The following is a 10,349-nucleotide window of genomic DNA, read 5'->3' on the forward strand; positions in this document are numbered from 1 at the left end:
GTATCAGAGACAGGTCGTGGGCGGCGGCCGACGGCCTGCCTGACGGGTCCGGACTCGCGACTGCCCGGAGCCCAGGTGCGATCCGCGGCACCGCACCTGTCCGGGAGCCGGTGCCGCGAAACACCCGCCCCCGAGGGGTTGGAACGAACGTTCGATTTAGCTGGCGACACCAGCAATCGAACACTCGTTCTAACTACTGCTGACAGTACACCCTCCCTCTGACGAAAACGCAACGTGTGACGCGCCGGGCCAGCCACGTCACCCGCCTGGTCAGGGCGACCGGTTCCGCATGCTGTGGCCGGGTGCGCCGGCCGTCGGCGTACCGGGAAGAATGGCGGGATGCAGTCACACCCGAACGTCGAGGCGGTGCAGGACGCGCTCGACGGTCCGTACACCCGCAACGGCTCCGGCAAGCGGGCCCTGGTCCGGTTGCTGCCCGACGCGGTGCACACCGCCGCGGCCGCCGCCGAGGCGCTCGGTGTCGACGTGGGCGCCATCGCCAACTCGCTCGTCTTCGACGCCGACGGTGAACCCCTGCTGGTACTCACCTCCGGCGCGCACCGGGTGGACACCGACGCCCTGGCCGCCCGGCTCGGGGTCACCCGGCTGCGCCGGGCCACCCCGCAGTTCGTCAAGGAGCACACCGGACAGGTGATCGGCGGGGTCGCCCCGGTCGGCCACCCGCGCCCGCTGCGTACGCTCGTCGACACCGCGCTGGAGAAGTACGACGAGGTCTGGGCCGCCGGTGGCGTGCCGCAGGCGGTCTTCCCCACCACGTACGCCGAGCTGCTGCGGGTCACCTACGGGACCCCGACCGACGTGGCGTGAGTACCACCGAGACCGTTCCCGGACTGGTCACCCTGCACGTGTGGCGGATCCCCCGGGCCGCCCTGGGCCGGGCGCTGGGCCGGATGGCGCTCGACCCGCGCCGGTTGCGCGCGCTGCCCGGCGTACGGTTCGGCAAGCTGCTCGGCACCGGGACCGGCACCGGCTTCGGGCCGGGCGACGCCGACCTCACCCGCTGGGCCGCGCTGACGGTGTGGGACTCCCCCGCCGAGGCGGCCCGGTTCACCGGCTCGCGGGTGGATCGGGCCTGGGCCGACATAGCCCGGTCCGGCGTCCGGCTCGACCTGCGTCCGCTGACCAGCCGGGGTGAGTGGTCCGGTCGGCGACCGTTCGGCGAGCCCGCCGGCGGGCCGGTCCACGGCCCGGTGCTGGCACTGACCCGGGCCCGGCTGCGTCCGGCGCGGGCGCTCACCTTCTGGCGGGCCGTCCCACCGGTGGCCGCCGCCCTGCACGCCGCGCCCGGCCTGCTGGCCCGTTTCGGCGTCGGCGAGGCGCCCCTGGGCTGGCAGGGCACGGTGAGCGTGTGGCGGGATCCGGCGGATCTGGTGGCGTTCGCGTACCGTCACCCGGAGCACCGGGCCGCGATCACCCGCACCCCGACCGAGCGGTGGTACGCCGAGGAACTCTTCGCGCGATTCGAGGTACGTGACGTGGTCGGTGACCGGACGGTACTGGGGTGGGTCGGCGACGCGGACGACCCGGCGAAGGGTGGACAGGCGTGAGGTTGGTGCGGTGGACACCGGACGATCTCCTCCGGCGGCTGGACGACGTGGTCGCCGTCTACGGCGAGGCGATGGGATACCGCGCCGACCTGCTGGAGGCCCGTCGTGGCTACATCGCCACCCACGTACGCCGACCCGGTTTCCGTGCCGTGGCCAGCCTGACCAGCGAGGGTCACCTGGCCGGTTTCGGCTACGGCTACGTCGGCGGGCCCGGCCAGTGGTGGCACGACCAGGTCTGGCGGGCACTGGAGCAGGGCGACCGGAAGCGCTGGCTGACCGACTGCTTCGAGGTGGTCGAGCTGCACGTCCGGCCCCCGGCGCAGGGGCACGGCCTGGGCGCCGGTCAACTGCGTGCCCTGCTCACCATGGCCGAGGGCAGCACCACGCTGCTCTCCACCCCGGAGGCCGACGAGAACACCTCGCGCGCCTGGCGGCTGTACCGCCGGTTCGGCTTCGTCGACGTGCTGCGCGACTTCCGGTTCCCCGGCGACGAGCGCCCGTTCGGCGTACTCGGTCGGGACCTGCCCCTGCCGGCACCGACGCCGCCGGCCCGTCCCGGACAGCCATGACGCCGTCCGCCCGCCGGGCCCGGGTCTACGCCTGGGCGATGCTCGCCCTGCTGGTGCTGGCCCAGATCGGCTACCCGCTGACCGACGGGACGACCCGCGCCCGGCTGACCGTGGCCACCGTCGTCCTCGGCTACCTGCTCTCGGTCGGCCACGCGCTGCTGTCGCGTGGGCCGCGTACGGCTGCGGCGCTGATCGCCACGGCGACCGGGGGCGGGTTCGCCATCGAGGCGCTCGGCGTCGCCACCGGATTTCCGTTCGGCAGCTACGACTACTCGGGGCAGCTCGGCCCGAAGCTGGCCGGCGTACCGCTGATCATCCCGCTGGCCTGGACCTGGATGGCCTGGCCGGCGTGGCTGGTGGCGACCCGGCTCACCACGCGGATCACGGTGGCGGCGGGTCGCTGGCGGTGGCCGACCCGGATCGCGCTGGCCACCCTCGGCCTGGCCACCTGGGACCTCTTCCTCGACCCGCAGATGGTGGCCGAGGGGCACTGGGTGTGGCGGGACCCGACCCCGGCACTGCCCGGCCTGCCCGGCATCCCGATCAGCAACTACCTCGGCTGGCTGCTGTTCGCGGTGCTCATGATGAGCGCGCTGCGCCCGCTCGCCGGACCGGCCGTGGACACCACCGACGCCACCGACACTCCGCTGTACGCGCTCTACCTGTGGACGTACGGCTCCAGCGTGCTGGCTCACGCGGTCTTCCTCGACCTGCCCGCCTCGGCACTGTGGGGTGCGGCCGGCATGGCGGTCGTCGCGGTGCCGCTGGCGGTCAGCCTGCTGCGGCAGCGCCGCACGGGACGCGCCGACACCGCGCCCCGACCCCACGCCGACGTCTCGGCATGAGCGAGCCCCGGCGTGAGTGAGGCTTTGTCGCTCGCCGTGTTCGGGGTGCTCGTCGTGCTGACCGGGCACACCCTGGTCAACGCCGGCCGCTGGTTGCGCCGTCCCGCGTCGGGGCCGGTCGAGGTCACCGAAGCGGTGACGGTGCTGCTGCCGCTGCGCGACGAGGCCGCCCGGGTGACCCCGTGCCTGCGGTCCCTGCTCGCCCAGCGTGGCGTACCCGGGCTGCGGGTCGTGGTGCTCGACGACGGCTCCACCGACGGCACCGCCGACGTGGTCCGCGCGGTGGTCGGCGACGATCCCCGGGTCACCCTGGTCACCGGGATCGCGCCGCCACCGGGCTGGTTGGGCAAGCCGCACGCCTGCTGGCAACTGGCCGACCGCGCCGACGCGTCGACCACCGCGCTGGTCTTCGTCGACGCCGACGTGGTGCTCGACCGGTACGCGGTGGCGGCGGCGGTGACCGAGCTGCGGGCCGCCGGGGCGGCGCTGCTGTCGCCGTACCCGCGGATCGTGGTGCGCACGGCGGCGGACCGGCTGGTGCAGCCGTTGTTGCAGTGGTTGTGGCTGACCTTCCTGCCGCTGCGCGCGATGGAGCGCTCGCCCCGGCCGTCGCTGGCCGCGGCGGGCGGTCAGTTCCTGGTCGTGGACCGCGCCGGTTACCTGCGCGCCGGTGGGCACGCAACGGTGGCCGACCGGGTGCTGGAGGACATCGAGCTGGCCCGGGCGGTGAAACGGTCCGGCGGCCGGATCGCCCTCGCCGACGGTTCCCGGCTGGCCGTCTGCCGGATGTACGACGACTGGCCGCAACTGCGCGACGGTTACACCAAGTCGCTCTGGGCCTCGTTCGGGCATCCGCTCGCCGCCGCCGTGGTCATGTCCCTGCTGCTCCTGCTCTACACCGCGCCGCCGCTGGTCGCCGTCGGCGCGCTGCTGGCCGGTGCGCCGGTGGTGGCCGCGCTCGCGCTGTCGGCGTACCTGCTGGGGGTGGTCGGGCGGGTGGTCAGCGCACGCGCCACCGGTGGGCGGGCCTGGCCCGACGCGCTGGGCCACCCCGTGTCGGTCGCGGTCCTCGGTTGGTTGACCGTACGGTCGTACCATCTGCGCAAGCGGCGGCGCCTGTCCTGGCGCGGCCGACCGGTCGGCTAGGCCCTGGTAGGCCCACTCTGGGAGGACATCGCATGGCGCGGATCGTGGTCGTCGGCGCCGGAGTGGGTGGACTGGCGGTCGCCGCCCGGCTGGCCGTCACCGGCCACCAGGTGACCGTCCTCGAACGGGCCGACACGGTCGGCGGCAAACTCGGGCGGTACACGCACGACACCGCCTCCGGGCCGTTCCACTTCGACACCGGTCCCAGCCTGCTCACCCTGCCCGGGATCTTCCACGAGCTGTTCGAGGCGACCGGGGCCAAGCTCGACGAGTACCTCGACCTGGTCCCGTTGGACCCGATCGTGCGGCACGTCTTCCCCGGCGGCGGGCCGGTGCTGGACTCCTGCGCCGACCCGACCGAGTTCGCCGCCCGCATCGGCGCCGTCCTCGGCGATCGGGCGGCGACCGACTGGCAGCGGCTGTGGCGACGCGCCGGCCGGGTGTGGCGGGCCTCCGAGCACGACATCCTGCGCCGCCGCGTCGACTCGCCCCGGGACCTGACCCGGCTGGCCTGGCGGCTCGGTGACCTGGCCGCCATCCGGCCCGGTCAGAGCCTGCGCGGGCTGGGTCGCGCCCACCTGTCCGACCCCCGGCTGCGGATGCTGCTGGACCGGTACGCCACCTACACCGGTGCCGATCCACGCCGCGCGCCGGCCGCGCTGGTCGCGGTCCCCTACGCGGAGCTGGCCTTCGGCGGCTGGTATCTGCGCGGCGGGCTGGGCAGCCTCGCCGACGCGCTGCTGTCGCGCTGTCTGGACCTCGGCGTGGTGATCCGCACCGGCGCCACGGTCACCCGGATCGACGCGGCGGGCGGGCGGGCACACGGCGTACGCGTCGCCGGGCAGGCCGCCCCGGTGCCGGCCGACGTGGTGGTGGCCAACGTCGACGCGCTCACCGTCTACCGGGACCTGCTGCCCGACCCGCGTCGGCTGGCCGGGCTCACCGACCGCAGCCTGGCCGGTTTCGTGCTGCTGCTCGGCGTACGCGGCAACTCCGGGCTGGCCCACCACACCGTTTTCTTCCCGCGCGACTACGACGCCGAGTTCGACGCGATCTTCGGTGCCCCGGGGCGGGGAGTACGCGCCCGTCCGGCCACCGACCCGACGGTCTTCGTCACGGCGGCCGACGATCCGGCGGTCCGCCCGACCGGACACGAGGCATGGTTCGTGCTGGTCAACGCCGCCCGTCACGGCACCGCGCCCGGGGCGGTGGACTGGCGGCGACCGGGGCTGGCGGCGGCGTACGCCGACCGGATCCTGGACGTGCTGGCCGAACGGGGCATGGATGTCCGGGACCGGCTGGTGTTCCGCGAGATCCGCACCCCGGCCGACCTGGCCGACTCCACCGGCGCGCCGGGCGGGACCATCTACGGCACGGCCGGCGGTCTGCTCCGCCCGGCCAACCGGGGGGCGGCGCACGGCCTGTGGCTGGTCGGCGGCTCCAGCCACCCGGGGGGCGGCCTGCCGATGGTGGCCCTGTCCGCGCAGATCGTCGCCGACGAGATCGGCCCCGCCTGGTAGGGGGCGGGATGTAAGGAAGGGCACCTTCTTAACGCCTGCGGTAGAGAAAGGGCCCCTTGTTAACACCCGCAGGCCGACGCACCCGGCGGGCCGACGCGCACACCGGCGGGCCGACGACTCAGTCGGCGTCGATCAGGGCCCGGCGGACGGCGGAGAGCAACTGCCCCAGGCCGAAGGCAGCCAGCAGCACCCACACCGCCGTCGCCATGGTGATCGTGCCGGCCGCCAGGTCCAGGTCGATCAGCCCGGTCAGGCCGGCCAGCAGCAGCCCGGCGACGGCCACGCAGACCCGGGTGGGACGCTCCCCCACCGTCACCGCGCCGATGTCGCGCATCCCGGCGGCGACCGCCCGGGCCCGGACGTACTCGTGCAGCCAGGACAGCGCGCCCGCCGCGGCGACCAGCCCACCCGGCGCGCCGACCAGCCAGAACGCCACCAGCCAGGCGGCCTCGCCGATCCGATCGGCCAGCGAGTCGTAGACGTAGCCGAGCCGGGTGGTGCGGCCGGTGGCCACCGCCACCGCGCCGTCGACGCTGTCCGCCACCGAGGCGAGCAGCACGAACAGCGCGGCCAGGAACGGTCCGTCGCCCGGTCGCCCGGCGAACAGTGGCACGCAGAGGCAGAGCAGTACGCCGAAGACGGTGACCGCGGTCGGGCCGACCCGGAGCCGGCCCAGCAGGAAACCGACCTGGTAGGCGAAACGGAGCCAGCCGCGTACCACGGGGGTGGCCGCCCGGGGGTCGAACCCGCCGTGCAGCCGGGCCCACGCGACGGCGTACTCGTTCCAGTTCAGCTGTCTGCCCACCACGGTTCAACCGACCCGACGGCGCTGAGGTGTCGCGCCCGCCGCGTCACGTCGCGGCGCCCACCCGCAGGTTCTGCCAGATCTCCCGGGTCGCGGTGGAACGGTTGAAGGTGATGAAGTGGATCCCGGGGACGCCCTCGTCGAGCAGTCGCCGGCACATTTCGCTGGTCTGCTCGATGCCGAGCCGACGGACCGCTTCCGGGTCGTCGGCGACCCGCTCGAACCGCGCCGCCAGGGCCGGCGGGAACGGCGCCCCGGAGAGCTGCACGGAGCGTTCGATCGTGCCGATCTTGGTCACCGGCATCACGCCGGCCAGGATCGGCGTGTCGCAGCCGGCGGCGGCCACCCGGTCGCGCAGGCGAAGGTACTCGTCGGCGTCGAAGAACATCTGGGTGATCGCGAACTCGGCACCGGCCCGGCACTTGCGGACGAAGTACTCGGTGTCGGTCTGGACGTCCACCGAGCGCGGATGACGGTACGGGAAGGCGGCGACGCCGACACTGAAGTCACCGGAGCGGCGGACCAGGCGGACCAGGTCCTCGGCGTAGTCCACGCCGTCCGGGTGCGGCACCCACTCGCCGTTGGGATCTCCGGGCGGGTCTCCCCGGACCGCCAGCACGTTGCGCACCCCGACACTGGCCAGCCGACCGATCACGTGCCGCAATTCGGCCACCGAGTGGTTGACCGCGGTCAGGTGCGCCATCGGCAGCAGGGTCGTCTCGGTGGCCACCCGCTCGGTGACCGCGACCGTGGTGTCCCGGGTCGTCCCGCCGGCACCGTAGGTGATCGAGACGAACGAGGGGCGCAACGGCTCCAACTCACGGATGGCCTGCCAGAGCTGCCGCTCGCCCTGCTCGGTCCTGGGCGGCCCGAACTCGAAGGAGAAGGTCGGCTGGCAGTCGCGGACCAACTCCCCGATCGCCGGTTGCGAATTCGGGAGGATCGAGGGAAGTCCGAGCGCCACGTACCGACTCTAGCGGCCGGTCCCCCGTACCCCCAGCACCTTCCCAGGGGTGGGGACGTGACCGATGCCCACCCCGGGCGGCCGGTACGCAGGTGAGCCACGGCGCGCCGGACGGTGGGTGGGTCGCCGTGTCCGGCCCCGACCCATTAGCGTCGGGAACGTGACCCACGCTGCTCCTGTCTCCCCCGTCGACCGTGCCGGCCTGCGCCAACGCGTCGACAAGGCACTGGCCGACTTCCTCGCCGCCCGCCGCACCTGGATGACCGGTGTCGACGACGCGCTGGTGCCGGTGGCCGAGGCGATCGAGGCGTTCGTGCTCGGCGGCGGCAAGCGGCTGCGGCCCGCCTTCGCCTACTGGGGGTTCCGGGGCGCCGGTGGGGTGGACACGGACCCGGTGGTGACCGCCCTCGCCGCGCTGGAGTTCGTCCAGGCCAGCGCCCTGATCCACGACGACCTGATGGACCGGTCGGACACCCGACGGGGTGAGCCGGCGGTGCACCGGCGGTTCGCCGCCCGGCACCGGTCGGCCGGCTGGGGTGGCGATCCCGACGGGTTCGGCGACGCGGCGGCGATCCTGCTGGGTGACCTCTGCCTGGTCTGGTCCGACGAGCTGCTGCACTCCGCCGGGCTCGACCCGCGGACGGTGGCCCGCGCCCGCCCGGACTTCGACGAGATGCGCACCGAGGTCACCGTCGGGCAGTACCTGGACGTGGTCACCCAGGCCACCGGCGACACGTCGCTGGAACGGGCCGGCAAGGTCGCCCGGTACAAGTCGGCCAAGTACACGGTGGAGCGGCCTCTGCTGCTCGGCGCGGCGCTGGCCGACGCGCCCGCCGACGTCCGCATCGCCTACTCGGCGTACGGGCTGCCGCTGGGCGAGGCGTTCCAGTTGCGCGACGACGTACTCGGCGTCTTCGGCGACCCCGCGCAGACCGGCAAGCCGGCCGGTGACGACCTGCGCGAGGGCAAGCGGACCTACCTGGTCGCGGCGACGATGGAGGCGGCCGACGAGGCCGGGCGCGCGCTGCTGCTGGCCGGGCTCGGCGACGCCGAGCTGGACACCGAGGGCGTGGCCCGGCTGCGTGAGCTGATCTCCTCGACCGGGGCGCTCGCCCGCACCGAGCAGCGCATCGTCACGCTCACCGACGCGGCGCTCGCCGCGCTGGTCGCCGTGGACCTGGACACCGAGGCCCGGCAGGCCCTGGTGGACCTGGCCATCGCCGCCACCCGCCGGGCCGACTGAACGGCGCGTCCCCGCGACCGGGTCGGCGGTCCGGTCGCGGGGGTCGACGCGGAGGGTCCGGGCGCACGCGGGTCGGACGCCGGACGGCTCGGTCGCGCGCCGGCCCGACCCGGACCGGGTGAGGGGTCGACTGCGGGTCAGAAGCCGAGAGCCTGCGCGCGGCGCTTGATCTCGCGGGCCTGGTCGCCGCCGAGGGCGGTGGCGGGGGTGCCGCCGGGTAGCGACGGGTCGGGCTCGTAGAGCCAGCGCAGCGCGGCCTCGTCGTCGTAGCCGGCGTCGTCCAGCAGGGTGAGCACGCCGGGCAGATGCTTGAGCACGGTGCGGTTGGCCACCAGGTCGGCGGGGATCCGCCGGACGCCGTCGCGGCGTACCGCGATCAGCTCACGATCCCGGATCAGCTGGTGCACCTTGCTGATCGTCAGGTCGAGCCGTTCGGCGACGTCCGGCAGGGTCAGCCAGTCGGCGGGGCCGGCCTCGGGCGCGGTGCCCTCGGCGGGTACGGAGTCGGTCACCGGACCACCCTGCCATGCCACCCTCCCCCCGGGTCAACGACCTCCCGTCAGTGCACTGAGCAGGGGCGGCGACAGCCGGAGTACGCAGGGTGGCCCCACGGGGGCGGTTGCGGCGGTAGCATCCAGTTCTATCTCCACCTGGACACAGAAATTCTATCTTCTTCCCCCGGACACATAGACTCCCTGCCGATGGACACACAGGTCGCCGACACGTTGCTGGGCTCGCTGATCGACGGGCGCTACCGCATCCGCGGTCGCGTGGCTCGTGGCGGCATGGCGACCGTGTACACCGCCACCGACGAGCGGCTCGAACGCACCGTCGCGCTGAAGACCATTCACGCCACCGCCGGCGCGCCGGCACGCCCCGGACTGGCCGGTTTCGTCGACCGCTTCACCGACGAGGCCAAGGCCATCGCCCGGCTCACCCACCCCAACGTGGTGGCGGTCTACGACCAGGGCACCCACGACGGCATGCCCTACCTGGTGATGGAGTACGTGCGCGGCCGCACGCTGCGCGAGGTGCTGGCCGAGCGCCGCCGACTCAACCCGGACGAGGCGCTGGCCATCACCGAGCAGATGCTCGCGGCGATCGCCGCCGCCCACCGGGCCGGGCTGGTGCACCGCGACATCAAGCCGGAGAACGTGCTGGTCGCCGAGGCACCCAGCGGTGGTCCGGCCAACCTCGTCGACGGGGTTGTCAAGGTCACCGACTTCGGGCTGGCCCGCGCCGTCGAGGCCAGCACCGACCACGACAACGGCAACCAGCTGATGGCCACCGTGGCGTACGTCGCGCCGGAACTGGTCAGCGACGGTCGCGCGGACGCCCGCACCGACGTCTACTCGGCGGGCATCGTGCTGTTCGAGATGCTCACCGGCCGGGTGCCGTACGAAGGTGACCGGCCGATCGACATCGCCTGGCAGCACGTCGACCGGGACGTCCCGGCACCGTCGACGCTGGTCCCCGGCCTGCCCAGGGTGCTCGACGACCTGGTGGCCCGGGCCACCCGGCGTGACCCGGCGGCCCGCCCCTCCGACGCCGCCGCCCTGCTGGCCGAGGTGCAGGTGGCCCGGGACGGGCTCGGCACCGCGAACAGCCACACCACCATGCTGCCGTCGCTCGCCGACGGGCCGGTGGTCTCCCAGCCCACGATGGTGGTCCTGGCTCTGATACACATCT

Annotated in this window: 11 protein-coding genes; 8 read left to right on the forward strand and 3 right to left on the reverse strand. The window is 74.0% G+C overall.

Translation table 11 applies throughout. From position 1 onward, the window contains the following. The first annotated feature begins 339 nt into the window (after nt 1–339). From EYA84_RS18525 to EYA84_RS18550, 6 genes are read left to right on the forward strand one after another with little or no spacing between them, the layout of a single operon-like run. Nucleotides 340–828, forward strand: a complete 489-nt coding sequence (locus EYA84_RS18525) for a YbaK/EbsC family protein (RefSeq protein ID WP_131054315.1) — start codon at nt 340–342, stop codon at nt 826–828. Then, nucleotides 825–1,568, forward strand: coding sequence for a monooxygenase (locus EYA84_RS18530; protein ID WP_131054316.1), 744 nt, complete (start codon nt 825–827; stop codon nt 1,566–1,568). The genes EYA84_RS18525 and EYA84_RS18530 overlap by 4 nt, the downstream gene beginning before the upstream one ends. Continuing rightward, on the forward strand, nt 1,565–2,137 hold the full coding sequence (locus tag EYA84_RS18535) for a GNAT family N-acetyltransferase (protein WP_131054317.1): 573 nt from the start codon (nt 1,565–1,567) through the stop codon (nt 2,135–2,137). The genes EYA84_RS18530 and EYA84_RS18535 overlap by 4 nt, the downstream gene beginning before the upstream one ends. After that, entirely contained in the window at nt 2,134–2,982 is an 849-nt protein-coding gene (locus EYA84_RS18540; RefSeq protein WP_131054318.1) for a carotenoid biosynthesis protein, read from the forward strand. The genes EYA84_RS18535 and EYA84_RS18540 overlap by 4 nt, the downstream gene beginning before the upstream one ends. A 24-nt stretch (nt 2,983–3,006) precedes the next feature. Continuing rightward, nucleotides 3,007–4,128 (forward strand): glycosyltransferase, encoded by a 1,122-nt coding sequence (locus tag EYA84_RS18545; protein ID WP_394347585.1) that lies wholly within the window; start codon nt 3,007–3,009, stop codon nt 4,126–4,128. Nucleotides 4,129–4,160: 32 nt separating this feature from the next. Then, nucleotides 4,161–5,648 (forward strand): NAD(P)/FAD-dependent oxidoreductase, encoded by a 1,488-nt coding sequence (locus EYA84_RS18550; RefSeq protein ID WP_131054320.1) that lies wholly within the window; start codon nt 4,161–4,163, stop codon nt 5,646–5,648. Between the two features lie 118 nt (nt 5,649–5,766). Here EYA84_RS18550 and EYA84_RS18555 read toward each other — a convergent pair whose 3' ends face one another. Together EYA84_RS18555 and metF are read right to left on the reverse strand one after the other, a co-directional pair. Then, nucleotides 5,767–6,456: a CDP-alcohol phosphatidyltransferase family protein gene (locus EYA84_RS18555; RefSeq protein ID WP_131054321.1), complete on the reverse strand. Its 690-nt coding sequence runs from the start codon at nt 6,454–6,456 to the stop codon at nt 5,767–5,769. Between the two features lie 43 nt (nt 6,457–6,499). Next, complete coding sequence (gene metF / locus EYA84_RS18560) at nt 6,500–7,417, reverse strand: methylenetetrahydrofolate reductase [NAD(P)H] (RefSeq protein WP_131054322.1); 918 nt, start codon at nt 7,415–7,417, stop codon at nt 6,500–6,502. 160 nt (nt 7,418–7,577) lie between these two features. Between metF and EYA84_RS18565 the strand changes: the two genes are divergently transcribed. After that, entirely contained in the window at nt 7,578–8,660 is a 1,083-nt protein-coding gene (locus EYA84_RS18565; protein ID WP_131054323.1) for a polyprenyl synthetase family protein, read from the forward strand. Between the two features lie 137 nt (nt 8,661–8,797). On the opposite strand, the gene EYA84_RS18570 is transcribed toward EYA84_RS18565, so the two are convergent. Beyond that, nucleotides 8,798–9,172: an Rv2175c family DNA-binding protein gene (locus EYA84_RS18570; RefSeq protein WP_131054324.1), complete on the reverse strand. Its 375-nt coding sequence runs from the start codon at nt 9,170–9,172 to the stop codon at nt 8,798–8,800. A 189-nt stretch (nt 9,173–9,361) separates the two neighbouring features. Here EYA84_RS18570 and EYA84_RS18575 point away from each other — a divergent pair. Continuing rightward, nucleotides 9,362–10,349 (forward strand): protein kinase (locus EYA84_RS18575; RefSeq protein WP_131054325.1); only part of this gene is annotated, 988 nt, incomplete at its 3' end.

The organism is Verrucosispora sp. SN26_14.1 (assembly GCF_004307965.1).
In the GTDB taxonomy this organism is placed as follows: domain Bacteria; phylum Actinomycetota; class Actinomycetes; order Mycobacteriales; family Micromonosporaceae; genus Micromonospora.